The sequence below is a fragment of the Streptomyces sp. NPDC005195 genome (genome assembly GCF_040608315.1).
Taxonomy (GTDB): Bacteria; Actinomycetota; Actinomycetes; order Streptomycetales; family Streptomycetaceae; genus Streptomyces; species Streptomyces kaempferi.
The window spans coordinates 340,951-365,244 of record NZ_JBEXHZ010000003.1 but is presented as its reverse complement, the minus strand read 5'-3'; the positions used below and the strand labels follow the sequence as shown (position 1 = coordinate 365,244).

23 protein-coding genes are annotated in these 24,294 nt (G+C 72.1%); 11 read left to right on the top strand and 12 right to left on the bottom strand.

The window, feature by feature from the left end; translation table 11 throughout:
• Nucleotides 1-406 precede the first annotated feature (406 nt).
• The 11 genes from pstB to ABZV34_RS06090 all read right to left on the bottom strand — a co-directional run bounded on the left by pstB (nt 407) and on the right by ABZV34_RS06090 (nt 12,401).
• Nucleotides 407-1,183, bottom strand: coding sequence for a phosphate ABC transporter ATP-binding protein PstB (gene pstB / locus ABZV34_RS06140; protein ID WP_168528836.1), 777 nt, complete (start codon nt 1,181-1,183; stop codon nt 407-409).
• A gap of 47 nt (nt 1,184-1,230) precedes the next feature.
• Nucleotides 1,231-2,295 (bottom strand): phosphate ABC transporter permease PstA, encoded by a 1,065-nt coding sequence (gene pstA / locus ABZV34_RS06135; RefSeq protein WP_356271743.1) that lies wholly within the window; start codon nt 2,293-2,295, stop codon nt 1,231-1,233.
• Nucleotides 2,292-3,299 carry a phosphate ABC transporter permease subunit PstC gene (gene pstC, locus ABZV34_RS06130; RefSeq protein ID WP_356271741.1) on the bottom strand — a complete coding sequence of 336 codons (1,008 nt, stop codon included), beginning with the start codon at nt 3,297-3,299 and terminating at the stop codon, nt 2,292-2,294. Before pstC ends, pstA begins: the two co-directional genes overlap by 4 nt.
• 100 nt (nt 3,300-3,399) lie before the next feature.
• Nucleotides 3,400-4,542, bottom strand: a complete 1,143-nt coding sequence (gene pstS, locus ABZV34_RS06125) for a phosphate ABC transporter substrate-binding protein PstS (protein WP_356271739.1) — start codon at nt 4,540-4,542, stop codon at nt 3,400-3,402.
• A gap of 496 nt (nt 4,543-5,038) precedes the next feature.
• Nucleotides 5,039-5,458 (bottom strand): NUDIX hydrolase, encoded by a 420-nt coding sequence (locus ABZV34_RS06120; protein WP_356271737.1) that lies wholly within the window; start codon nt 5,456-5,458, stop codon nt 5,039-5,041.
• A gap of 10 nt (nt 5,459-5,468) precedes the next feature.
• Nucleotides 5,469-6,554, bottom strand: a complete 1,086-nt coding sequence (locus tag ABZV34_RS06115) for a CHAD domain-containing protein (protein WP_356271736.1) — start codon at nt 6,552-6,554, stop codon at nt 5,469-5,471.
• Nucleotides 6,535-8,766 (bottom strand): RNA degradosome polyphosphate kinase, encoded by a 2,232-nt coding sequence (locus tag ABZV34_RS06110; protein WP_356271734.1) that lies wholly within the window; start codon nt 8,764-8,766, stop codon nt 6,535-6,537. Before ABZV34_RS06110 ends, ABZV34_RS06115 begins: the two co-directional genes overlap by 20 nt.
• A 386-nt stretch (nt 8,767-9,152) precedes the next feature.
• A complete protein-coding gene (locus ABZV34_RS06105; RefSeq protein ID WP_356271732.1) occupies nt 9,153-10,088 on the bottom strand; it encodes an ABC transporter permease in 936 nt (311 codons plus the stop codon).
• Nucleotides 10,085-11,110: an ABC transporter permease gene (locus ABZV34_RS06100; protein ID WP_356271730.1), complete on the bottom strand. Its 1,026-nt coding sequence runs from the start codon at nt 11,108-11,110 to the stop codon at nt 10,085-10,087. Before ABZV34_RS06100 ends, ABZV34_RS06105 begins: the two co-directional genes overlap by 4 nt.
• Complete coding sequence (locus ABZV34_RS06095; RefSeq protein WP_356271728.1) at nt 11,107-12,000, bottom strand: ABC transporter ATP-binding protein; 894 nt, start codon at nt 11,998-12,000, stop codon at nt 11,107-11,109. The genes ABZV34_RS06100 and ABZV34_RS06095 overlap by 4 nt, the downstream gene beginning before the upstream one ends.
• The gene (locus tag ABZV34_RS06090; RefSeq protein ID WP_356271727.1) at nt 11,997-12,401 is read right to left on the bottom strand and encodes a GntR family transcriptional regulator; all 405 of its coding nucleotides are present in this window, start codon (nt 12,399-12,401) and stop codon (nt 11,997-11,999) included. Before ABZV34_RS06090 ends, ABZV34_RS06095 begins: the two co-directional genes overlap by 4 nt.
• Nucleotides 12,402-12,523: 122 nt before the next feature.
• Here ABZV34_RS06090 and ABZV34_RS06085 point away from each other — a divergent pair, with 122 nt between their 5' ends.
• Genes ABZV34_RS06085 through ABZV34_RS06055 form a run of 7 tightly spaced genes read left to right on the top strand, consistent with a single transcriptional unit; the run spans nt 12,524 to nt 17,442 of the window.
• Nucleotides 12,524-13,066: an RNA polymerase sigma factor gene (locus ABZV34_RS06085; RefSeq protein WP_329288737.1), complete on the top strand. Its 543-nt coding sequence runs from the start codon at nt 12,524-12,526 to the stop codon at nt 13,064-13,066.
• Complete coding sequence (locus ABZV34_RS06080; protein WP_356271725.1) at nt 13,063-13,956, top strand: zf-HC2 domain-containing protein; 894 nt, start codon at nt 13,063-13,065, stop codon at nt 13,954-13,956. Before ABZV34_RS06085 ends, ABZV34_RS06080 begins: the two co-directional genes overlap by 4 nt.
• The gene (locus ABZV34_RS06075) at nt 13,953-14,219 is read left to right on the top strand and encodes a hypothetical protein (RefSeq protein WP_356271723.1); all 267 of its coding nucleotides are present in this window, start codon (nt 13,953-13,955) and stop codon (nt 14,217-14,219) included. The genes ABZV34_RS06080 and ABZV34_RS06075 overlap by 4 nt, the downstream gene beginning before the upstream one ends.
• Entirely contained in the window at nt 14,216-14,344 is a 129-nt protein-coding gene (locus ABZV34_RS06070; protein ID WP_356271721.1) for a hypothetical protein, read from the top strand. The genes ABZV34_RS06075 and ABZV34_RS06070 overlap by 4 nt, the downstream gene beginning before the upstream one ends.
• Complete coding sequence (locus ABZV34_RS06065) at nt 14,341-15,204, top strand: ABC transporter ATP-binding protein (RefSeq protein ID WP_356271719.1); 864 nt, start codon at nt 14,341-14,343, stop codon at nt 15,202-15,204. Before ABZV34_RS06070 ends, ABZV34_RS06065 begins: the two co-directional genes overlap by 4 nt.
• Nucleotides 15,201-16,745: an ABC transporter permease gene (locus ABZV34_RS06060; protein ID WP_356271717.1), complete on the top strand. Its 1,545-nt coding sequence runs from the start codon at nt 15,201-15,203 to the stop codon at nt 16,743-16,745. Before ABZV34_RS06065 ends, ABZV34_RS06060 begins: the two co-directional genes overlap by 4 nt.
• A 52-nt stretch (nt 16,746-16,797) precedes the next feature.
• On the top strand, nt 16,798-17,442 hold the full coding sequence (locus tag ABZV34_RS06055; protein WP_356271716.1) for an ABC transporter: 645 nt from the start codon (nt 16,798-16,800) through the stop codon (nt 17,440-17,442).
• Nucleotides 17,443-17,506: 64 nt separating this feature from the next.
• On the opposite strand, the gene mshD is transcribed toward ABZV34_RS06055, so the two are convergent.
• Nucleotides 17,507-18,433 carry a mycothiol synthase gene (gene mshD, locus ABZV34_RS06050; RefSeq protein WP_356271714.1) on the bottom strand — a complete coding sequence of 309 codons (927 nt, stop codon included), beginning with the start codon at nt 18,431-18,433 and terminating at the stop codon, nt 17,507-17,509.
• A 286-nt stretch (nt 18,434-18,719) separates the two neighbouring features.
• On the opposite strand from mshD, the gene ABZV34_RS06045 reads away from it, so the two are divergent.
• From ABZV34_RS06045 to ABZV34_RS06030, 4 genes are all read left to right on the top strand, one after another.
• Nucleotides 18,720-20,519, top strand: coding sequence for a bifunctional metallophosphatase/5'-nucleotidase (locus tag ABZV34_RS06045; protein WP_356271712.1), 1,800 nt, complete (start codon nt 18,720-18,722; stop codon nt 20,517-20,519).
• A 119-nt stretch (nt 20,520-20,638) separates the two neighbouring features.
• Nucleotides 20,639-21,937: a DUF2993 domain-containing protein gene (locus ABZV34_RS06040; RefSeq protein WP_356271710.1), complete on the top strand. Its 1,299-nt coding sequence runs from the start codon at nt 20,639-20,641 to the stop codon at nt 21,935-21,937.
• Nucleotides 21,938-22,185: 248 nt separating this feature from the next.
• Nucleotides 22,186-22,326, top strand: coding sequence for a hypothetical protein (locus tag ABZV34_RS06035; RefSeq protein WP_356271708.1), 141 nt, complete (start codon nt 22,186-22,188; stop codon nt 22,324-22,326).
• 116 nt (nt 22,327-22,442) lie between these two features.
• On the top strand, nt 22,443-24,194 hold the full coding sequence (locus tag ABZV34_RS06030) for an ABC transporter ATP-binding protein (protein ID WP_356271706.1): 1,752 nt from the start codon (nt 22,443-22,445) through the stop codon (nt 24,192-24,194).
• The last annotated feature ends 100 nt before the right edge of the window (nt 24,195-24,294 follow it).

The following is a 24,294-nucleotide window of genomic DNA, read 5'->3' as shown; positions in this document are numbered from 1 at the left end:
TACCCGACGCTTCCCATAACCGGGGCTCCGCCCCAGACCCCGCCATGGGCTACGCTCCCTGGCCCCCCATCGCCCGAAGGGCTCGTCCTCGAACGCCGGACGGGCTGGAGGGCATCGCCTCGGCCGGAGGCCTCAGCGCACGCCCGAGATGATCCGGCCCACATCTCATCTTCCGCGCGAGTCCGCAGCGCAGGTCCCGGCGTTCGCGTGAGTGCGCGGTGCCGGTCCCGTCTCTCAGGTGCGTGATCGTATGCGCAGGCCGTGTCGCGGTCGGGGACGAGCCGTTCAGGCGATCGCCGGGCCCGGAGACGGGAGCGGGCCCGCCCCCGGGAGCCGGGGGCGGGCCCTTCTCGTCCTCACGGTGGCACCGCCATGCAGCACCGCGAGGGGTCTTGTGGGGGTCGGCTCAGCCGAAGCGGCCCGAGATGTAGTCCTCGGTGGCCTGGACCGACGGGTTGGAGAAGATCCGCTCCGTGTCGTCGATCTCGATGAGGCGCCCGGGCTGACCCACCGCGGACAGGTTGAAGAATGCGGTGCGGTCGGAGACCCGCGCGGCCTGCTGCATGTTGTGCGTCACGATGACGATCGTGAAGCGCTCCTTCAGCTCACCGATCAGGTCCTCGATGGCGAGGGTGGAGATCGGGTCCAGGGCCGAGCACGGCTCGTCCATGAGCAGGACCTGCGGCTCCACCGCGATCGCCCGCGCGATGCACAGTCGCTGCTGCTGGCCGCCGGACAGGCCCGAACCGGGCTTGTTCAGGCGGTCCTTGACCTCGTTCCAGAGGTTCGCGCCCTTGAGGGACTTCTCGACGATGTCGCTGAGCTCGGACTTCCGGTAGGAGCCGTTGAGCTTGAGGCCCGCCGCCACGTTGTCGAAGATCGACATGGTGGGGAAGGGGTTCGGGCGCTGGAAGACCATGCCGATCGTGCGGCGCACGGCGACGGGGTCGACACCCTGGCCGTACAGGTCCTCGTCGTCCAGGAGGACCTTGCCGTCGACACGGCCGCCGGGGGTGACCTCGTGCATCCGGTTGAGGGTGCGCAGGAAGGTCGACTTGCCGCAGCCGGAGGGGCCGATGAAGGCCGTCACGGAGCGCGGCTCGACCGTCATCGAGATGTCTTCGATCGCCTTGTGGGCGCTGTAGTAAGCGGTCAGACCGCTTACGTCGATTCGCTTGGCCATGTCAGTCACTGCTTCTTTCGAGAGGTTCGGGTCGCTGATTGGCCGCGTCAGCGGCCCGTCTTCGGGGCCTTCCAGCGGGCGATGCCGCGGGCCGCCAGGTTCAGGATCATGACGAAGGCGATGAGCGCGAGTGCCGCCGCCCAGGCCCTGTCGTAGGCCGCGCCGGAGCCGGCGCTGTTCGCGTACTGCTGGTAGATGTACAGCGGCAGCGAGGCCTGCGGGTCCGAGAACGGGTTGGTGTTGATGAAGTTCGTGCCCCAGACCAGGAGCAGCACCGGGGCGGTCTCGCCCGTGATGCGGGCGACCGCGAGCATCACACCCGTGGTGATACCGCCGATGGACGTCGGCAGGACCACCTTGGTGATGGTGCGCCACTTCGGGACGCCCAGCGCGAGGGACGCCTCGCGCAGCTCGTTCGGTACGAGCTTGAGCATCTCCTCCGTGGAGCGGACCACGACGGGCATCATCAGGATGGACAGGGCGAGCGAGCCGGCGAAGCCGGAGTAGCCCATGTCCAGGATCAGGATCCAGAAGCTGAGGATGAAGAGGCCGGCGACGATCGACGGGATGCCCGTCATGACGTCGACGAAGAAGGTGACGGCCTTGGCGAGCTTGCCGCGCCCGTACTCCACCAGGTAGACGGCGGTGAGTACGCCGATCGGCACGGCGATCAGGGTGGCGATGCCGACCTGCTCCAGGGTGCCGATGATCGCGTGGTAGATACCGCCACCGGTCTCGGTGTCGGCGACCACACCCATGGAGTGGGTCAGGAAGTAGATGTCGAAGACCTTCACGCCACGCTTGGCGGTCTCCCAGATCAGGGAGGCCAGCGGGACGATCGCGACGAGGAAGCAGACCCAGACGAGGCTGGTCGCGACCCGGTCCTTGGCCTGGCGGCGGCCCTCGACGCGGGCCGAGATGCCGTAGGTGCCGAGGAGGAAGAGGATCGCGGCGATCAGGCCCCACTGGACCTTGCTGTCGAGGCCGCCCACCAGTCCGATGACCACGGCGAGGGCGAGCGCGCCCACGGCGATCCCCCACGGGGACCACGAGGGGAGGCTGGCGCCGCGCAGGCCGCTGGGACGCCTGTCGCTGACGGATGCGTGGCTCATGCGTTGGCCCCCGAGTACTCCTTGCGGCGGTTGATGATCATCCGCGCGCCGCCGTTGACCAGCAGGGTGATGACGAACAGGACGAGACCGGAGGCGATCAGCGCGTCCTGGCCGAGCGGGGTGGCCTCGCTGAACTTGCTCGCGATGTTCTGCGCGAAGGTGCCGCCGCCCGGGTCGAGCAGGCTGGCGTTGATCTCGAAGGTCGGCGAGAGGACCGTGGCGACGGCCATCGTCTCGCCGAGCGCGCGGCCGAGGCCCAGCATCGAGGCCGAGATCACACCGGAGCGGCCGAAGGGCAGCACCGACATGCGGATGACCTCCCACCGCGTGGCGCCGAGCGCGAGCGCGGCCTCCTGGATCATCGGCGGAGCCTGGCGGAAGACCTCGCGGCTCACGTTGGTGATGATCGGCAGGATCATGATCGCGAGCAGGACGCCGACGGTGAGCATCGAGCGGGGGGCGCCGCCCTGCCAGTCGAAGATGCCGGTCCAGCCGAAGTAGTGGTCGAGCCAGCCGAACAGGCCGCCCATGTGCGGGACCAGGACGAGGGCGCCCCAGAGGCCGTACACGATGGACGGGACGGCGGCGAGCAGGTCGATCACGAACCCGATGGGGCCGCCGAGCTTGCGCGGCGCGTAGTGCGTGATGAACAGCGCGATGCCGACGGCGACGGGGACCGCGAGGGCCATGGCGATGATCGAGGAGACCACCGTGCCGAAGGCCAGCACCGCGATGCCGAAGCTCGGCGGCAGCAGGTTGGTGTTCCACTCGAACGTCGTGAGGAAGTTCCCGTGGTCCTCGCCGATCGCGTTGGCCGCGCGATACGTGAGGAAGGCCGCGATGGCGGCCATGATCACCAGAAGGAAGATGCCGGACCCACGGGAGAGACCGATGAAGATGCGGTCTCCGAGGGGCGAGGCGCCGCGGTCGGCGATCTTCGTGCCGCGCGCGGAAGTCTGTGGGGTGGGAGGTGGTGCTTCAGTGTTCTGTGTCGTTATGTCCATCAGGATTCTCCGGTCTGCGGAACCGTAAGGGGTGGCGGCTCCAGGCGGCGGTGCACCGGACGGTGCGGCCCGCCTCGGTGAGGCGGGCCGCACACTCAGGTCAGCTCAGGCTCGAGACGGCGGCGCGAACCTTGGTGATGATCTTGGCGGGGATGGGCGCGTACTTGGCGTCGGTCAGAAGCTTCTGACCGTCCTCGCTTGCGATGTAGTTGAGGAAGGCCTTCGTGGCGGGCAGGGTGTCCGCCTTGTTGCCCTTCTCGCAGACGATCTCGTAGGTGACCAGGGTGAGCGGGTAGGCGCCCTCCGTGGTCGGCTTGTAGTTCAGGCCGAGGGCCAGGTCGTTGCCGCTGCCCTTGACCTCGGCGCTGTCGATCGCCTTGGTGGCGTTCTCGACGCTGGCCTTCACCGGGGTGGCGGCGTCCGTCTTGAGGTCGATGGTGCTGATGCCGTCAGCGGCGTAGGAGAGCTCGAAGTAGGAGATCGCGCCGGCGGTCTGCTTGACCTGCTGGGCGAGACCGGCGGAGCCCTGCGCGGACTGGCCGCCCTTGGCCTGCCACGCCTTGCCGCCGGAGTAGTTCCAGTCGGACGGGGCGACGGCCTTCAGGTACTTGGTGAAGTTGTCCGTGGTGCCGGACTCGTCCGAGCGGTGGAACGCCTGGATGTTGGTGCTGGGCAGCTTCGCGGAGGGGTTGAGCTTCGCGATCGCGGTGTCGTTCCACTTCGTGATCTTGCCGTCGAAGATCTTGGCGATGGTGGAAGCGTCGAGGACGAGGCCGTCCACGCCCGGCAGGTTGTAACCGATCGCGATCGGGCCGCCGACCATCGGGAGGTCGATGGCAGGGTTGCCGCCACAGGCCTTCGTGGCCCCGGCGACCTCTTCGGGCTTCAGCGGGGAGTCCGAACCGGCGAACGCGGTCTGGCCCTGCGTGAACGCCGTCACACCGGCACCCGAACCCGTCGGGTTGTAGTTGATCTGGACGCCGGAGCAGGCCTGGGTGAACTGCTTGACCCAGGCGTCGATGGCGTTCTTCTGCGCGGAGGAGCCGGAGGCCTGCAGCTGGCCCTTGGCGTCGTCGCACTTGATGGAGCTGCTGTTGCTGGTGGCAGCCGAGGTCGACTTGTCGCCACTGCCGCTCTTGCTGCCAGTGTCGTCCGAGCCGCACGCCGTGAGGGCCAGGGCGCCGGAGACGGCGACGGCACCGAGCGAGAGGGCGCGAAGCCGGTTCTTGCGCTGAAGCTTCACTGTTCGGGAGTTCCTTCCAGGAGCCGCCGTCGAGTGGCGGCGTGCGATGTCGGTGGTAGGCGGAATCCGTGACCCGGGACTTGCCTGGGACGCGGTCCGCACCGCGTAAGGCCGAAATTAGGCAGAACAGGTGAAGGCGCCAAAGGCCATAAGTGAACGGAGGGTGAACCCCTGCGGTCGGTGCGGTGAGGTCACGGAACGCTTACGTCGAGGACACAGGGTGGTTTCCGACAACTCGGATCTCCCTGGTAACTCTAGGCAACCAGACGCGATCGTTCAGGTTACGGCGCGAGAGGAGTGACGGGGCCGGGTGCGGTGCGGCGCACGCATACGGCGCAGGCATACGGCGCACGGCCGCATCGCCCGCCCAGGCGTGGCGTCCGGGCCGGGTGCGACGGCGTGCGCCGGCCTCACTTTCCGTACTTCTGTCCGTACTTCATGGCCCGGACCCGAGGACCCGGACCCCCGGACCTCTGACCTCACGGCCCGCACCGGCCTACGCCAGATGCAGCGAGTGCAGCAGCGCGTCGACGAGGTCGCGGTCCCTGGGCTGGGTCAGGCGGTGCCGGGCCGCGGGCGGCGGGAGCCACAGGACCCGGTCGACCTCGCTGTTCGGGCGGAAGCAGCCGTCCGCCGCCTCGGCCGCCCAGTAACGGACCTCCTTGGTGCGTCCGCCGACGAGGTATCCGAGCGTGGGCAGGGTGGCGCCCGGCATCGCGGCGTACCCCGTCTCCTCCTCGACCTCCCGCAGTGCTCCGGCCAGGGCGTCCTCGGCGCGCTTGAGCTTGCCCTTCGGATGCGACCAGTCGTCGTACTTCGGACGGTGGACCAGACAGACCTCCAGCTCGCCGTCGACGGGCGAGCGGCGCCACAGGACGCAGCCCGCCGCCCGGATGATGTCGGTGCCGTCGGTCATGGAGCCTCCCTCAGGGGGTGCGTGCGGCTTCCTTCTGCCAGCTCTGCTGGAAGGCGAAGCGTGCCGCCTCCACCTCGTGCCGCTGGTCCGCGTGGAGCACGCCGAGCGCGTACGCGGTCGCCGGCGCGATGCGCGGGGTGCGGGCCGCCGACGCCGCGGCCGCGGCCGCCTCGGCGGCGTCCCGGTGCCGGTCGAGGGCCTGACCCGCGCCGAGCAGCCGTACGTCGGAGGGGACGCCCTCCTGGTAGAGGCACTCGCGCGCGTAGCGGTGCAGCCGCAGCAGCAGCCGGACCTGGTGCCAGGGCGCGTCCTGGGGGTGGGGAGCGGCGTCCGCGGAGAGGCCGTGCACCAGGGCCTCCGCGTTGTACGGATGGCCCGCGGTGAGCAGCGGCAGCGCGGCGACCGCGTCGATGAGCCGGTCGTGTGCGGCGGCCGCCAGCGGGCGCAGGTCGGCCGCGGTGGCCGCCGTGGTGAGCGGTACCTCGCTCGCGAGGACGGCGACGCTGTCCGCGACCGCGTGGAAGCGGGAGGAACCCAGTGCCTGGAGTGCCGCCGAGTGCGCCCGGGTGCGGGCGAGGGTCAGCTGCCGGTCGAGCAGCGCGCCCGCCTTCGCCGCCCCGATGGTCAGGTGGCCCTTGGGGGGAACGGCGGCGCCCCCCGTGGTCTGCGTGGGGAAGCCGGTCGGGCCCGACAGCCGGTTCAGCGCGCCGAGCAGCCGCTCCAGTCGGGCCGCGTAGGCGTGCTCGCGCGCCAGGGTGCCCGACAGCCAGGCGAGTTCGGGGCGCATGCCCTCCGACCAGTCCGTGTCGAGGAGAGGCCGGAAGGTGTGCAGGGTGCCGCTGATACGGCGGGCCGAGCGGCGCAGGGCACGCGCCGCGTCGACCGAGTCCACGGAGCCGCCCGCCGCGGCGCCGGTCTCCCGGTGCTGCCGCAGCGAACGGAGGAACTCCGTGGCCTGGTCCCGCAGATAGTCCGCGAGGACCTCGCCGACGGGCGTACCGCCCGGCACGCGAGGGTCCCGCCGGTCGGGCGGGACCGCCAGCCGGGGTGAGGACCCGGCCGTGGGGTCGGTGGGGTCAAGGTGTTGCTGTGCCACGCCGGCGCCTCCGGGCGTCTATGAGCATCTCCTGGACGTTCCGCAGCGGTTGGCCATCCTGGTCGGTCGCATGCCGGGTCCATTCGCCGTCCGGGCCCAGGTGCCAGGAAGCGGTGGTGTCCGACATCCCGGTCTCGAACAGCCGGCTGAGGGCTGCCCGGTGGGCCGGGTCGGTGATCCTGACCAGGGCCTCGATCCGCCGGTCGAGGTTGCGGTGCATCATGTCGGCGCTGCCGATCCACACCTCGGGCTCGCCGCCGTTGCCGAACGAGAAGACCCGTGAGTGTTCCAGGAAGCGGCCGAGCACGGACCGGACCCGTATGTTTTCGGACAGGCCCGTGACGCCGGGCCGGACCGCGCAGATGCCGCGCACCCACACGTCGACGGGGACTCCGGCCTGGGACGCGCGGTACAGCGCGTCGATGATCGCCTCGTCCACCATCGAGTTGCACTTGATGCGGACGTAGGCGGGGCGTCCCGCGTTGTGGTGCTGGACTTCCTTGTTGATCCGCGCGATCAGGCCGTCGCGCAGCGACTTGGGGGCGACCAGGAGCCGGCGGTAGGTCTCGCGGCGCGAGTAGCCGGACAGCCGGTTGAAGAGGTCGGAGAGGTCCGCGCCGACCTGCGGGTCGGCGGTGAGCAGCCCGAGGTCTTCGTACAGCCGGGCGGTCTTGGGGTGGTAGTTGCCCGTGCCGACGTGGCTGTAGCGGCGCAGGATGTCGCCCTCCTGCCGTACCACCAGCGACAGCTTGCAGTGGGTCTTCAGCCCGACGAGCCCGTACACGACGTGGCAGCCGGACTCCTCCAGCTTCCTGGCCCACTTGATGTTGGCCTGTTCGTCGAAGCGTGCCTTGATCTCGACGAGGACGAGGACCTGCTTGCCGGACTCCGCCGCGTCTATCAGGGCGTCGACGATGGGGGAGTCACCCGACGTCCGGTACAGCGTCTGCTTGATCGCCAGGACGTCCGGGTCGCTCGCCGCCTGCTCCAGGAAGGCCTGTACGGAGGTGGAGAAGGAGTCGTACGGGTGGTGCAGCAGGACGTCGCGCTCGCGCAGGGCGGCGAAGATGTCGGGCGCGGACGCCGACTCGACCTCCGCGAGGTCGCGGTGGGTGCCCGCGATGAACTTCGGGTACTTCAGCTCGGGCCGGTCGAGGGCGCCTATGCCGAACAGGCCGGTGAGGTCCAGCGGGCCCGGCAGCGGGTACACCTCGGCCTCGGAGATCTTCAGTTCCCGTACCAGCAGGTCGAGGACGTACCGGTCGATGGACTCCTCGACCTCCAGGCGCACCGGCGGCCCGAAGCGGCGCCGCATGAGCTCCTTCTCCAGTGCCTGGAGCAGGTTCTCGGTGTCGTCCTCCTCGACCTCGAGGTCCTCGTTGCGCGTGAGGCGGAAGGTGTGGTGCTCCAGCACCTCCATGCCCGGGAAGAGTTCCTCCAGGTGGGCCGCGATCACGTCCTCGATGGGGACGTAGCGGTCGGGGGAGGCCTCCAGGAAGCGGGAGAGCAGCGGCGGGACCTTGACGCGCGCGAAGTGCCGGTGGCCGCTGACCGGGTTCCGCACGACCACGGCCAGGTTCAGGGACAGGCCGGAGATGTACGGGAAGGGGTGCGCGGGGTCGACCGCCAGCGGGGTCAGGACCGGGAATATCTGGTGCCGGAAGAGCGTGAAGAGGCGGGCCTGCTCCTTCTCGGTGAGCTCGCTCCAGCGGACCAGGTGGATGCCGTCCTCCGCGAGCGCGGGGGCGACGTCCTCCTGGTAGCAGGCCGCGTGCCGGGCCATGAGCTCGCGCGAGCGGGCCCAGATCATCTCCAGGACCTCGCGCGGCTGCAGGCCGGAGGCCGACTTGGTGGCGACGCCGGTCGCGATGCGGCGCTTGAGGCCGGCCACCCGGACCATGAAGAACTCGTCCAGGTTGCTGGCGAAGATCGCCAGGAACTTCGCCCGTTCGAGGAGCGGTGTGCTCGGGTCCTCGGCGAGCTCCAGGACGCGTTCGTTGAACGCCAGCCAGCTGCGTTCCCGGTCCAGGAACCGCCCCTGCGGGAGCTGGACGCCGTCCTGCACCGTGTCCTCGTACGCGTCGAGGTCGGCGTCGAGGTCGGGCTCCAGATCGGAGACGTTGGCCGCGACGGTGTGCGGCCGGTGCGCGGCGATGGAACCGACGGACGGCTGCGGGTGCTGGACCTGTGCCTGGGCGCTGGGCTGGTTCATGGACCCATTCTTCCGCGCCGGACGCGAGACCGGCGCGTCGGAGCGGGCGGGGGGCAGCGCGGCGAGACGGATGACGGCTTTCCGGCTCGCGGCTTCGTCCGGCCGGGAGTGCCCCGGGCGGGGCACGGACACGGGTTCGTCCGCCGTCGACGGCTGGGGCTCGTTCTCCGGTGGAGGCGAAGGCTCTGGCACGGCGGGCTTCATTGGCTGAGCGTCGCAAGCTCGTCTGAATCGATGGTTACGGTGACATGACGTGCGGGATATCGGGGAGCGGCCCCCGGACGTCCAGATGTCCGGGAGCCGCGTACGTCCCCACCCCCGTGGAGGGCGTACGGACAGGGCGTACGGGCTGTTTCCGCCCCTGCCCGGCGGGCGGGGGACGGGGTCTACGCGGTGCGGCGGCGCAGCAGGCGGAAGGCGGTGGCCGTGGCCGTGGCGGCGACGGCGAGGACGATGCCGGTTTCCACCAGATGGAGGGGCCAGAAGTGGGAGACCGGATGGTAGACCGCGTAGCGGCCGGTGATCCCGTGCGTGGCGTCGCAGCGGCTGATCCGCTCGGCTGTTCCGGCGCAGTACCCGTAGTCGGGGTTCGCGACCCGGTGGCCGTGGACGAGCACCCCGCTCTCCAGCTGCCAGGCCCGGTGGGGGAGGCCGCCCGCGGTGACGCCCGTCCGGGTGACCTTGGGCCACAGGTCGGCGCGGAAGGTTCCCAGGATCTGGTTGAGCAGCAGCATCACGGCGAGGGTGACGCCGAGGGCGGGCAGCGCGCGTCCCAGCAGCAGGCCGGCGAGCGCGCCGACGGCCAGCGCGCACAGGGCGTACGCGACCGTCGCGGGGCCCAGGGCGACGAAGGTGCTGAAGCCGCTCCAGCCGTCGTCCAGCCGGTCCGGGTTGTTCGACCAGCTCCAGCGGAACAGCGGTACGAGCACCGCGCCGCCGAGTGCGAGGGCCAGCGCGGGCACGGCGAGTTTGGCGGTCAGCCAGCGCACCGGTGTCACCGACTGGGTCCAGGCGAGCTGAGCGGTGCCGGACTCCAGTTCCCGGGCGATCAGGGAGGCGCCCGCCCAGGCGGCCACGGCGCAGAAGGAGAAGCACAGTGCGAGGCCGGTCCAGCGCATGGTGTCGCCGTAGGAGAGGACGGCGGTGAAGTGGCAGTCGCCGTGGTGCGCGCAGCGGGCGAGCTCGGCCCGGTTCCGGCCGGCCTCGATCGCGGCGGCTCGCACCAGGAGCCCGGCGACGACGGCCACGAACGCGCCCCACAGGACCAGGGCCGGGCGGTGCACACGCAGGACGGTCCGCGGGAGTCCGCCGACGGTGTTCACCGGCGGGCCTCCTTCGGGGCGGCGCCGACCTGCCGGGTCAGCAGCAGGAAGGCGGCGAGGACGGCGAGCGCGGTGAGGGCGAGGACGATTCCGGCCGCCACCCACTGGAGGGGCCAGTAGTGGGAGTACGGGTGGGAGTCGCTGTAGAAGCCCACCACGTGCAGGCGCGCGTACAGGTCGCGGCACCGGGCGCTGAGGTCGCTGCCGCAGTACGGGTTGGCGAGGTGCCCCCCGGTGGAGGTGAGGAGGCCCTCGTGGACGGTGAGGCCCAGGCTCGTGGGGCCGTTGTGGTGGAGGTCGGTGACGGTCCTCACCGACGGCCACAGGTGCGGCAGTGCCAGACCGGCGCCGAGGCCGACGGCGGCCGTGCACAGCACCGACAGGGCGAGCGCGGCCAGCGAGCGGCGCAGTGCGAGGCCGGTCAGGGCGCCCGCGGCCAGGCCGAACAGGGCGAGCGCGACGGTGGTCGGACCGTTGGCGTGCAAGGTGAGGACGTCGGTCCAGTTTTTGGCGGTGTCGATCCGGCTCTGGCTCCTGCGCCAGGTCCGCTGGTGCAGCAGGACCAGCACGCTCGTCCCGGCGGTGACGAGTGCGGCCGGGAGGGCCAGCTTGACCGCGAGCCAGCGGGCCGGGGAGACCGACTGGGTCCAGGAGAGCCGCGCGGTGCCGGTCTCCAGTTCACGGCCGAACAGCGACGCGCCCGCCCAGGCGGCGACGAGGAACGGTATGAGGGTCACCGCGATGGTGGCGTACTGGGAGAAGGACTTGTAGGCGAGGAGCGAGTCCTGGTCGTAGGCACAGGCGGACTCCCGGCAGTGGTCGTACTGCCGCCAGGCGGTGGCCGCCGCGTCCATCGCCGGGCCGTACAGCCACAGCAGCAGGCCGGTGAGGACGGCGAACAGGCCGGCCCCGGCGTACAGGGCCGGGCGGTGCAGCCGCAGTACCGTCCGGGCCAGGCCGAGCGAGGCCGACGGGCGGCGGACGGGTGCCGCCGGGGTGCCGGTGGTGGCGTGCGCGGTCATACGGCGGGCTCCTGGGCGCGGGCGGGGGTGAGGATCAGCGCGGGGGCCGCGGGGTTGCGCAGGTGTGCGAGGACCAGCTCCTCCAGCGAGGGCGTGGTGGCTCCGGCGTCGGCGGGGTACGGGCCCTGCGGGCGGATCAGGGCGGTCTGCTGGCGGCCCGTGGTGCGGGACTCGACCACGGTGTGCGGGGCGAGGTCGCGGACCGGGCCGGTGGTCAGGGTGTGCGCGGCCAGCAGGTCGTCCAGGTCGCCCGCCAGCCGTACCCGGCCGTCGCCTATCAGCAGCAGGTAGTCGCAGGAGCCGTCCAGTTCGGCGACGACGTGCGAGGACATCACGACCGTCGTCCCGTACTCGGCGGCCTCGGCCATCAGGGTGCCCATCAGTTCGTGCCGGGCGAGCGGGTCGAGGTCGGCCATCGGCTCGTCCAGGAGCAGGAGTTCGGGCCGTTTGCCGAGGGCGAGGGCGAGGGCCACCCGGGTGCGCTGGCCGCCGGAGAGCGCGCGGATCCTCTTCTTCGGGTCCAGGCCGCCGACCTCGTACGCGATCCGCCCGGCGATCCGGTCGTCCCAGCGGGCGGGGTTGAGCTCCTGGCCCAGGCGGAGCGTCTGGGCCACGGTGAGCTGCGGGTACAGCGGCTTGTCCTGGGCGACGTACGCGACGCGCTCGCGGGCGGCGGCCGGGTGGGTGCCGAGCACGGTGAGGGCGCCCTCGGTGGGGGCGAGCAGGCCGGCCGTGTGGGACAGCAGGGTCGACTTGCCCGCGCCGTTGGGACCGACGACGGCACAGACGCGTCCCGCGGGGAGGCGGAAGGAGCACGCGCGCAGTGCCCAGCTCCCGCGTCGTCCGAAGCGCTTGCCGAGCCCGGCCGCCTCGATGGCGGTGTTGCTCATTCCTGGTCTCCTTTGGCGTGTTCCTGAGTGAAGCGGTCGTCGAGTGCGGAGGCGAAGAGCGCCGCCATGTCGTCCCGGCCGAGCCCCGCCTCGCGAGCCCGTGTCACCCACGCGTCCAGTGCGGCGCGCAGGGGCGAGTCGGCCGGGGTGGTGGTGCCGAGCGAGCGGCGTACGAAGGTGCCGAGTCCGCGCCGGGCCTCCACCAGGCCTTCGCGCTCCAGCTCGCGGTAGGCCTTGAGGACGGTGTTCGGATTGATCGCGGTGGCTTCCACGACCTCGCGGGCGGTGGGGAGCTTGTCGCCGGGTTCGAGCAACCCGAGGCGCAGGGCGTGTTTGGTCTGCTGGACGATCTGGACGTACGTGGCGACACCGCTGCGCCGGTCGATGCGGTACTCCACCACTCGCAACCACCCTTTCACTAATTGAGTAGTGAAAGGGTGGTGCAAGAGGGTGCCGTGAGTCAAGTGCGAAATCCGTCGGCGAGAACGTGAACCGATCGCCGGGGCTCGTCCGATGAGGTGACGTGAGGGAAACGAGAAGCGACGGGGAGCTGCTGCGGGCCATCGCGGCGGACGGGGACCGTCGCGCCTTCGAGGAGCTGTACCGGCGCTACGCGCCATGGCTGACCGCGCGCCTGCGTGGCCGGTGCGCGGACGCCGGGGTGGTCGACGACGTCGTACAGGAGACGTTCCTCGCCGTCTGGCGCGGCACCGCGCGCTACCGGGAGGAGGGCGACGCGGCCGGCTGGCTCTGGCGCGTCGGGTCCCGGCGGCTGATCGACACCCTGCGCGGCGACGGCGCACGCGGCCGGATGCGGCAGGCCCTGGCCCGCCTGCGCCACCGGGACGAGGCGTCCGCCGAGGAACGCGTGCTCGCGGGGGTGGAGCACGGAGACCTCGCGGGCGCCCTGGTCCGGCTCTCGCCCGAACTGCGGGCGGTGCTCCAGGCCACGGTGATCGACGGCCTCACCACCAGGGAGGCGGCCGTCCTGCTCGGCATTCCGCCCGGCACGGTCAAGACGCGGGCCCTGCGGGCGCGCAAGCAGCTGCGGGAGGCGCTGGCATGAGCGGCATCGACAAGGAAACCGGCACCGCCTGGCACGTGCCGGAGGAGGACATCCGGGCCTACGCGCGAGGCGAACTCGCCCCGCCCCGGCTCTGGTCCGCGGACACCCACCTGGCCGCGTGCGCGCGCTGCCGCGAGACGCTCGCCGCGGCGGCCGACCCGGTCGCGCTGGACGCCGGGTGGGAGCGGCTCGACGCCGAACTGGACGCACCCCGGCCGCGCCTGTTCGAGTCGCTGCTGCTGCGCGTCGGCGTCGCCGACCACACCGCGCGCCTGCTGGCGGCCGCACCCGTACTGCGCCGCTCCTGGCTGGGAGCGGTCGCCGCCGTCCTGGTCATGACCGTGGCGGCGGCCAACTCGGCGCAGTCCGCCGCCGCGCCGAACCTGTTCCTGGCCCTCGCGCCGCTGCTCCCGCTCGCCGGGGTCGCGCTGTCGTACGGGCCCGTGCTCGACCCGACGTACGAGATGGCGGTCGTCTCACCGATCCACGGATTCCGGCTGCTGATGATCCGCACGCTCGCGGTGCTGACCGTCGTCCTCGGCCTGAACGGTCTCGCCACCCTCGCCCTGCCCTCGTACGGGCTGCGCGCGCTGGCCTGGCTGCTGCCCGCGCTGGCCCTCACCGGGACCGGGCTCGCGCTGACGCCCCGGCTGGGTCCGGTGCTCGCGCCCGGCCTGGTCGGCACGGGGTGGGTGACGGTGCTCGCGCTGACCGCGTCGGCGGCCGGGCGCCACCACGGGACGCTCGCGCCGTTCACGGCGGCCGGGCAGGGCGTCGCCGCCGTGGTGGCCGTGCTGGCCGCCGGGCTGCTGTACCTGGCGCGCGACGGGTTCGACGCGTCGTCCCCCCGGAAGCCGTTCCGGGGTTTCACCCAAGGAGGCATGGAATGACGGACCGCACACCACCCGCTCAGGCCGAGACGGTCGCACCGGTCGCACCGGTCGCAGGGATCACACCGGTCGCGGCGGTCACCCGGCGGGAGCGGCGGCTGCGCCTCCTGAAGGCCGTGCTGCTGATGGCCCTCTCCCTCGCGACGTTCGTGGCCGAGCTGCTCTACCTGGTCCTGTGCGCCCCGGGCCGCCGCCGCCGGCGGTCCTTCGGAGCGGACATCGGCTGGGACTCCGGAAGCGGCGCCGGCGGGGGCGACGGATGAGGACGCCCGCGGCCGCCTCCCCCGCCCGCCCCTTCCCGGTCCTCTTCGCCCTCTCCGCCTTCGCCTTCATCTCCTTCTGTTCCTTCGTCCTCTTCTTCGACCACTCCCGCAGGAGCGCCGTATGACCCCCACCGTCTCCGCCTCCGGGCTGAGCCTCCGCTACGGCAGGACCCCCGCCCTCGATGACGTGTCGGTGCGGCTCCAGGAAGGGGTCACCGGGCTCATCGGTCCCAACGGTGCCGGAAAGACCACCCTGTTGCGGGTGCTCGCCACCGCCGCGCCCGCCGACGGGGGCGCCTTCACGGTGCTCGGACACGACCCGGCGACGGCGGCCGGACGCCAGAACGTCCGGCGCAGGCTCGGTTATCTGCCGCAGGCTCCGGGATTCCACCCGGACTTCACGGCCTTCGAGTTCGTCGACTACGTGGCGATCCTGAAGGAGCTGTCGGACCGTACGGCCCGGCACGGCGAGGTGCGCCGGGTCCTGGAGGCCGTCGACCTGACCGAGGTACGCGGCAAGCGGATCAAGAAGCTGTCCGGCGGTATGCGCCAGCGGGTCGCGCTGGCCGCGGCCCTCGTCGGCGACCCCGGCTTCCTCGTCCTCGACGAGCCCACCGTCGGCCTCGACCCCGAACAGCGCATTCGCTTCCGGGAGTTGATCGCCCGGGCGGGAGAGGAACGCACCGTTCTCCTCTCCACCCACCAGACCGAGGACGTCGCGATGCTGTGCCAGCGCGTCATCGTGATGGCCCGCGGACGCGTCCTCTTCGAGGGCACCCCCGCCGAACTGGCCGCACGCGCCGCCGGCCATGTGTGGAGCAGCGCCGAGCGCGACCCGGCCGCACGCGCCGGATGGCGTACGGGCACCGGCTCCTTCCGCAACGTCGGTGACCCGCCGCCGGGCGCCGCACTCCTCGAACCGACCCTGGAGGACGGATACCTGCTCACCCTCGACGGCGTGCCCGCGGAGGTGGCTGCGGGATGAGCACCGTACTGGAGACCCCCGCCAAGGCCGTCGAACCGGCCCGGGAGCCGCACCCCTGGGCGGCCGTGGCCGCTCTCGCCCGCTTCGAGGCGCGTGAGCTGCGCCTCCATCTGTCCTTCCTCGGTGTCGCGCTGCTGTACGTCGGCATGATCGTGTGGCAGTGCGCGAGCCGGACGGGCGACTACCCCGTGCTGCAGGACGTCGACCGGACCACCCAGGGCATGCCGGTACTGGTCGGAATCTCGGTCATGCTGTGCGTCAACCGCGCCGTCCTGCGCTCCCACCGCAACGACACGGACCGCCACTTCGCGGTGCAGGTCGTCGAGCCGTGGCGGCGTACCGTCGCCCACGCGCTGTCCGTCGTCCCGGCGGCCCTGTTCGTCGCGGTGTGCGTCACCGTCCAGTTCGCCTGGGAGGCGCTCAAGCCCGGTGCCGTCGGGCACGGTTCACCCGCCGAACTGGCCGTGGGCCCGCTGACGGTCCTGCTGTTCGGCGCGCTCGGTGTCCTCCTCGGCCGCCTGGTCCGTTCCGCCGTCGCCGCGCCGGTCCTCCTCGTCTTCCTGCTCCTCACCCAGGCCCTCGGAGGGGGCACCTCCGGCGGGACCGGCTGGACGGCCTGGCTGTCCCCGGTCGTCACCGAGAGCGGCGACAGGCCGTTCCCCTCCGACCTGCTGGGCCGCCCCGCCGCCTGGCACGCGCTGTACCTCCTCGGGCTCGCCCTGTTCGTGGCCGTTCTCGCCGTGCTGGCCGGCGGCGGACGTACGAGGGCCGTCCAGGGGGCCCTCGCGGCGGCGCTCGCCCTGACGCTGGTGGGGGCGGTCGCGCAGTCCGGCGGCACCCCGGCCGCGACGGTCGCGGCCCGCGAACGGGCCTCGCTCACCCCCGAGAAGGTCCAGACGTGCCTGGAGCACGGCACCTCGACGTACTGCGCCTTCCCCGAGTGGCAGGGCCGCACGGCCGACTGGGCCGCGGTCGTCGACCGGGTCCGGAGCCTCGCGGGCGGCGCCGCGTGGGGAGAGCGGCTGACCGTGCGCCAGCGCATCGACGCCCGTTCCGGGTTGGCGGACAACCCCGCCCTCGCCCCGTCCACCGTGCCCGGCCAGGTGACCGTGGGCACCGCCTGGGGCGGCAACCGGGTCACGGAGTTCGCGGTCGCCGTCGCGTCCGTCCTGGTCGCGGGGGACGAGAAGGCGGGCAGTGCGGTGTGCGACGCCCGCATGGTGACCATCATGTGGCTGGCGCTGGGCGCGGAGTCCGACCCGATGACCCACTTCCGCAACGTCCGCCTCGACGACAGCGTCACGGGCTCCGCCATCGTCCTGGCCCCCGCGGAGCCGCTCTCCATGACCACCGAACAGACGCGGATCGTGCGGGAGTTGCTGAAGATGCCGCGCTACGGCGTCACCGCCAAGGTGAAGGCCCACTGGGCGCAGCTGATCTCCCCGAAGACCTCCACGGCCCGGGTGGCGGAGCTGCTGGGGGTGCCGGCCAGGACGGGGGCGGCGGACACGGACCCGGACGGTGACCTGTGCGGGGCGTGAGCGGACGAACAGTGAGCGGACGAACAGTGAGCCGACGAACGAGGAGTACGTCATGATCCGCGCCCTTCTGCGGCCCGTCTGGCGCACCCTGCCCCTGAGGGCCCTCGCGGCCTGCGGCGGTCTCGGGCTCCTGCTGGCCGGGATCCCGCGACTGCTGTCCGGTCAGCCGGATCCGTGGCTGTGTCTCAACCTGCTGCGGGGAGCCGCGCTCGTCCTCGGTGTGGGCCTGGCGTTCCTGCTGGACGACCCGGCGCGGCACACCACCGCGCCGGTACCGGCCCCCAGGCCGCTGCGCAGCGGCGTGCGGATGGCACTCGTGGCCCCGGCCGCCGCGCTCTGGTGGACGGTCGCGCTGCTCCTCGTACCGGGGCAGGCGCGGCCGCCGGCCGGCGCCCTCACGCTGGAGGCGGCCGCGATCGCCGCGACCGCCCTGGCCGCCGCGTCCGCCGCCGTGCGGTTCACGGACCGGGCAGAGCCGGGGCCGGGCGTCGCGACGGGGCTGCTGGTCGTCGCCATGACGGTGCCGACCCTGCTGCTGCCCGATCGGTGGGCGCTGATCGTGTCCGTGGACGACCCGCACTGGGGCGCCGCCCACGAGCGGTGGGCGGCGATCCTGGCCGTGACGGCCCTGCTCTGCGCGGTGTGCTGCACCGAACCGACACGGACGTGGCGCCCGACAGCACTCGCCCCGCGCTGACGGTCCCCGGCGCGGGTGGGTACGGCCGCTCCCGCCCCGGGTACGCGGGTGCCGTCCAGGTCCGTCAGGACTCGCTGCGGTACATCAGATCCGTCTCGTGGGTGACGAAACCGAGCCGCTCGTACACGGCCACGGCCGCGCTGTTGTCGGCGTCGACGTAGAGCATGGCGGTCGGCAGGGCCTGCGCCGCGAGATGGCGGAGCCCGATCGTGGTGAGGGCCTTGCCCAGCCCGCCGCCCTGGGCGGCGGGGCCGACCCCGAGGACGTAGACCTCGCCGAGGCCCTCCGTGGCGTGGACCTTCGTCCAGTGGAAGCCGACGAGTTCGTCGCCGCGCAGGGCGAGGAAGAACCCGGACGGGTCGAACCACGGCTCGGCCATGCGGTCGTCCAGGTCACGCTGGGTGAGGGCGCCCTGCTCGGGATGGTGGGCGAAGGCCTCGGCGTTCAGGGCGAGCCAGGCGGCGTCGTCCCGGCCCGGCACGAAGGCACGGACGCGCACCCCGTCCGGGAGCTTCGGCTCGGGCAGGTCGAGGTCGGTCAACGGCCGCCGCAGCTGGCGCAGTTCACGGAAGAGGGTGAGCCCGAGGACCTGGGCGAGATGCCGGGCCGCGGAGTGCCCGCCGTGCGCCCACACCCGCAGCCGCTTGCCGGACTCGGCGAGCAGCGCCGAACCCAGCGCCCGTCCGTGGCCGTGTCCGCGGTGCGCCGGGTGCACGACCAGCTCGGCGGCCGGGGCCTCCACCGGATCGGTGTCCTCCAACTGGGCGTATCCGACCAGCACGTCGCCGAGGTTCAGCAGCAGGTGCCGTACGCCCTCGCGCGCGCCGCCCTTCAGCTGGAGCCGCCCCTGCTCGGAGACCGCCTGCTGTCCGTCGGCCAGGGCGGCCTCCGAGAGGAGCCGGAGCACGTCCTCGGCCTGCGCCGGGGAGAGCGCGGTGGAGGTCTCGATGGAGCGGGAGAGCGCGGGGGGTGCGGTGTCGTCGCTGGTCATGGATACGAGGGTACGGCGCGGTCATTTCCGGACAAGGAGTTGGGCGGGGTGGATGTGGATCGTGGCGGGACGGACGGCCTCGCGGGGCGGCACACCCCCGCACGGCGACTCCCCGCGCCGCCCCTCGCGGGCCCCGTGCGGGCGTCTGCCGGTGCGGCGATGGCAACCAGTCCGTAACCCCGAACCCCCTGGTGTGCTACGCGCGTTGATTCTAAAGTGCGTGGCCACAGCCGTCGCACAGTGATCGTGACACTCGTAGCTCTCACCGTTCTCCAGGGGGGAACCCATGCCGCCGACGTTCCGGAACAGACGTACCCATCGCCTCCTCGCGGGCGCCGCGGGCCTGGCCACCGTCGCCGCCCTGGCCGCCGCGATGCCGGCGAGCGCGGGTCAGGACAGGACGAGCGCCCGGCACCACCACGGCAGCGGCCGCTACCAGGACGTACAACTGCTGTCCTTCAACGACCTGCACGGCAACCTGGAGCCGCCGTCGGGTTCCTCCGGACGGGTCACGGAGCTGCAGGCGGACGGGTCGACGAAGTCGATCGACGCGGGCGGTGTCGAGTACCTCGCCACGCATCTGCGCGACGCCCGCAAGGGCAACAAGTACTCGATCACGGCCGCCGCCGGCGACATGGTCGGCGCCTCCCCGCTGCTCTCCGGGCTCTTCCACGACGAGCCGACGATCGACGCGCTGAACAAGCTCGACCTGGACGTGACGAGCGTCGGCAACCACGAGTTCGACGAGGGCGCCAAGGAGCTGGCCCGCCTGCAGAACGGCGGCTGCCACCCCACGGACGGCTGCTACGACAAGAAGGCGAGGTTCCGGGGTGCCGACTTCCCCTACCTCGCCGCGAACGTCACCAGCGAGAAGACCGGCAAGCCGATCCTCAAGCCCTACTGGGTGTGGAAGAAGAACGGCGTCAAGGTCGGCTTCATCGGGGTGACTCTCGAAGGCACCCCGAACATCGTGTCGGCGGAGGGCGTCAAGGGCCTCAAGTTCGGTGACGAGGTCGAGACGATCAACAAGTACGCCAAGGTGCTCCAGCGCCAGGGCGTGAAGTCGATCGTCGCGCTGATCCACGAGGGCGGCGCGCCCGCCTCCACGGCGTACAACTACGACTGCGACAGCCCCGGCGCGGGCGACGGCATCTCCGGCCCGATCGTCGACATCGCGAAGAACGTCACGCCGGCCGTGGACGCGCTGGTCACCGGCCACACCCACCAGGCGTACGCGTGCACGATCCCGGACCCGGCGGGCAACCCCCGGATGGTGACGTCGGCCTCCTCCTTCGGCCGCCTCTACACGGACACCACGCTGACGTACGACCGCTGGACGGGCGACATCGCGCGTACGGCGGTGAAGTCCGCGAACCACGTGGTCACCCGTGACGTCGCGAAGGCCGCCGACCTGACGGGCCTGATCGCGAAGTGGAACACCCTCGCCGCCCCCATCGCCTCGCGCCCCATCGGCTACATCGCGGGCGAGATCGGCAACGCCGGCACGGAGTCCCCGCTCGGTGACATGATCGCCGACGCGCAGCTCGCGTACGCCAAGTCGGTCGACCCGGAGGCCGACATCGCGCTGATGAACCCGGGCGGCATCCGCGCCGGGCTCACCTACACCGCGAGCGGCGGCGAGGGCGACGGCGTGGTGACCTACGGGGAGGCGTACACGGTGCAGCCGTTCGCCAACACCGTCAACCTGGTGAGCCTCACCGGCGCTCAGCTGATCACCGCACTTCAGCAGCAGGTCAGCGGGGCCAACGAGGCCGCGCCGAAGATCCTGCAGATCTCCAAGGGCCTCACCTACACGCTGGACCTCACCAAGGCGGGCGCCGCCCGCGTGGTGGCCGGCTCGGTCAGGCTCGACGGCACGGCGATCGACCCGGCCGCCGGCTACCGCGTCGCGATGAACTCCTTCCTCGCGGGCGGCGGTGACGGCTTCGCCGAACTCGGCAAGGGCACGAACGTCCGGGTCGGCGGCGACGACCTGGCCGCCTTCGAGACCTACCTGACGGCCAACTCCTCCGCCACGGCGCCGTATCCGGTGCCCTCGGCGGACCGTGTCACGGTCGTTCGGTAGCCGCCGACGCCGGGCACCGGCACCGGCGAGGATCGTGAAGTAGATCGCATCCGGACGGTTGCGGTTGCGGTCGGGGGCGGTACGCATGGTCGGATGAGACGATGCGTACCCCCCACCGCATGACAGCGCATCCCTTTCCGGACGACCGCCACCCGAACCCGTACGGCCGCACGTACGGCCCGCCGGACCGCTACCCGAACCCGTACGACGAACTGGGCGCCCTCGGTGACGCGGGCCCGCTGGAGGACTTCCTCCACGAGGACGAGCCGGTGACCGGGACCGACGGCGGGCGGGACGGCCCCCCTGACGGGGAGCCGGACGGGGAGCCGGACGGGGAGCCGGACGAGGCGTGGGCCCCGCCCCACCACCGCCGGGGCGGCCGGCGCCGCCGCAGGCACCTCGCGGGACCGCCGTTCGCGAGGAAGGCGGCCGTCCTCGTCGTGACCCTCGCCGCGTTCCTCACGCTCGCCGACCGCTGGGCGCTGCTGTACGCCGAACACAAGGCCTCGCTGACACTCGAGGACCAGCTGCACCTGACCGCCGCGCCCGAGGTCGAGATCGGGGGCTTCCCCTTCCTGACCCAACTCGCATCCGACCGGCTGGACTCGGTGCGGGTGACCGTGCCGGACGTGGCCGCCGACCGGGTCTCCCTGGCGAAGGTGTCGGCGACCGCGACGCGGGTGCGGCTCGACAGCGACGGACCGGCCGACGTGCACGGCGCCCGCATCGCCGAGCTGCACGGCGGGATACTGCTCTCCTTCGACGACCTGAACCGCGAACTCGGCTCCTCCCAGGTGACGTTCACCGGACACGGCCACGACCGGGTGCGGGCGCGCGGCACCCTGCCGGTCGCCGGACACGACCTGCGGCTCCGGGCCGACGCGCGTATCCGGCGCGACGGGACGCGCGGCATCGCCACCCACATCGGTGGAATGCGCCTGGACATCGGCGACCTGGCGACGTACCGCCCCGGCGCCCGCGCCTCCGAGGGCCTCCACCTCACCCCGCGTTCGGCGGCCCGCCTCGCAGGCCAGACCGCCAGGGCGAGGGCGCTGCTGTCCGTCCCGTCGGTCGTCCGCGGGCTCGGGGTCCCGGACACGGCGGTGCGCGAGGCGCTGCGCGACGACACCGACCTCGCGTCCCTGACGGGGTCGCGGACCTTCGTCCGGCAGGCGATGCGCCTGAACCTCCTCGACGTGGCGGCGGCCCACCCCGAGCTCCTGAAGCGGCTGGGGCTGGACCCGGCTCTGCTCGACGGCCTCTCCCGCCTGACCCGCCCCGTCCTCGTCGACCAGCTCTCGCTCGGCTTCCGGCTGCCGCATCCGGCGGAAGGACGGATCCGGCTGCGGGACGTACGGGTGGAGCGGGACGGGATACGGGTCGACGTGACGGGGACGGGACTGTCGGTCGGGCGTTGACAAAACCCCGCTGAATTCCATCGTCCCGGATATTGCTCCGGTAAGTCCCGGGTGAGGGGCGTCATAAATTCTGTGTGAGCGGCCGGTTGGTTCCTCTGTCGTCCTGAGAACTTCTTTCAGTCGCAATTCATGCAGGTCTCAGCGGAATTGGCGATTTCCGGCTCAGGGGCACCGTAATGTTTTCCATGTCGAAAGCGAACAGCGCGGACGGCAAAGGGAATTCACCCGCACCGAACAAGGAGCAACCCATGAGCTTCCACAAGATCGCCCCGGTCAAGCGCACCCACAAGGCCGCCCCGGCCCCCCGGCACGCCGCCGGGCCCGCGCCGAAGCGCGGTGCGAAGAAGGCCGCCCCGAAGCCGCGCCCGGTGGGCCGTCAGGGCCGCTAGCAGATCGCACGGCACGCCGCGCAGCGCACGAGGCGGGGTCCCCGGAATTCCTTTCCGGTGGCCCCGCCTCGGCCTTGCCGGCTCATTCGAGGACCGGAAAGGGAAACTGAGTCGACATGCGGGAAGTACGGGCCGCTTTCGCACGCTTCTGGCCGCTGACCCGCGGCGACCGCGCATGGCTGGTGCTGATCGTCGGCTGTGTGGTCGTGGCCGCGCTCGCCGAGACGGTCGCGATCCTGCTCTTCGCGCGGCTCACCGACCACGCGCTCGCGTCGGGTTCGCTCGCCGCGTTCTGGGGCCCGGCCGGAGCCTGGCTGGGCGTGGCCGTGATCGGCGCGACCGTCGGCTACCTCGGCAACTCCCTCGCCGTGTGGACGGCCGAGAGATTCGTCCTGCGCCTGCGCGCGGCCGTCTTCCGGCACGTCCAGGGACTGCCCCCCGACTTCTTCCAGAGGCACCGCCGGGGCGACCTCGTCGAACGCCTCACCGGCGATGTCGAGGCCATCGAGCAGATGGTCGTCTCCGGTGTCGTCGGCACGGTCTCCGCCGCCTTCTCGGCCGTCTTCTACGCCGCCGCCGCGCTGTGGCTGCGCTGGGACCTGGCCCTCGTCACCTTCGTCCTCGCCCCGCTCCTCCTCGTCGCCGCCCGCCGCTTCTCCGGCCGGATCAGGCGGGCCGCCGAGGAGGAGCGGACCGCCGACGGCGCGATCACCTCCGTGGTCGAGGAAGCGCTCGGCAACATGGTGCTGACCCAGGCCTACAACCGCCGCCGCGCCGAGGAACGGCGGCTCGACCGCGAGGCGCGCGCCTGGATGCGGGCATCGGTGCGCGGGGCACGGGCGAGCGAGATGTACGAGCAGGTCGTCGAGGTCGTCGAGACCCTGTGCGTGCTCGTGGTGATCGGCCTCGGCGTCTGGGAGATCGCCCAGGGCCGCATGTCGCTGGGCCGCCTGCTCGCCTTCGCCGCGTTCCTCGGGTACCTGTATCCGCCGATCCGCTCCCTGGGCGGGCTCGGCCTCGCCCTCACCGCCGCCACCGCCGGCGCGGAACGCATCCAGGAGGTCCTGGACACCGAGCCCGCCGTCACCGAACCCGCCGAGCCCGTCCCGGCCTGGCCCGTGCGCGGCCGGGTCCACTTCCAGGGCACGTCGTTCCGCTACCCCGGAGCCGCACGCGATTCCCTGCGCGACGTGACCTTCACGGCGGGCCCCGGCGAACTCGTCATCGTCACCGGTCCGAGCGGCGCCGGGAAGTCCACGCTCTCCCGACTCCTCACCCGCTTCTACGACCCCACGGCCGGCGTGATCTGCCTGGACGGCGTCCCGCTGCCCGACATGTCCCTGGAGTTCCTGCGCGAGAACGTCGCGCTGCTGCCCCAGGAGACCCTGATCCTGCGCGGCACGATCCGGGAGAACATCGAGTGCGGCCGGCCCGGAGCGTCCGGGGCGGACATCGAGCGGGCGGCCCGGGACGCCGACGCGCACGACTTCGTCAGCGCGCTGCCCGACGGGTACGACACCCGGATCGCCCCCGGCACGGCCACGCTCTCCGGCGGCCAGCTCCAGCGTGTCGCCATCGCCCGCGCCATGCTGCGCGCCGCGCCCGTCCTGGTCCTCGACGAGCCGACCGCAGGCCTCGACTCGATCGCCGCCCGCCGGGTGGTGCGGCCGCTGCGGCGGCTGATGGCGGGCCGCACCACCCTCATGATCACGCACGATCTGTCGCTGGCGCCCGACGCGGACCGGATCCTGGTCGTGGACGGCGGCCGGCTGCTGGAGGCCGGGACACACGACGAACTGCTGGCCAGGGGCGGCGTGTACGCGCGGCTGGCGACGCCGGAGTCCGGGTCCCTGAGAGCCGTCCCGTGATCCCCGGCCGGTCGGCGCGCGCCGACCGCGCGGTGCCCGCGCCCGGCCCTCCCGGCGGGGAGAGGTAACGATGCGGCATCGTGCGCGGCCACGGGACGAA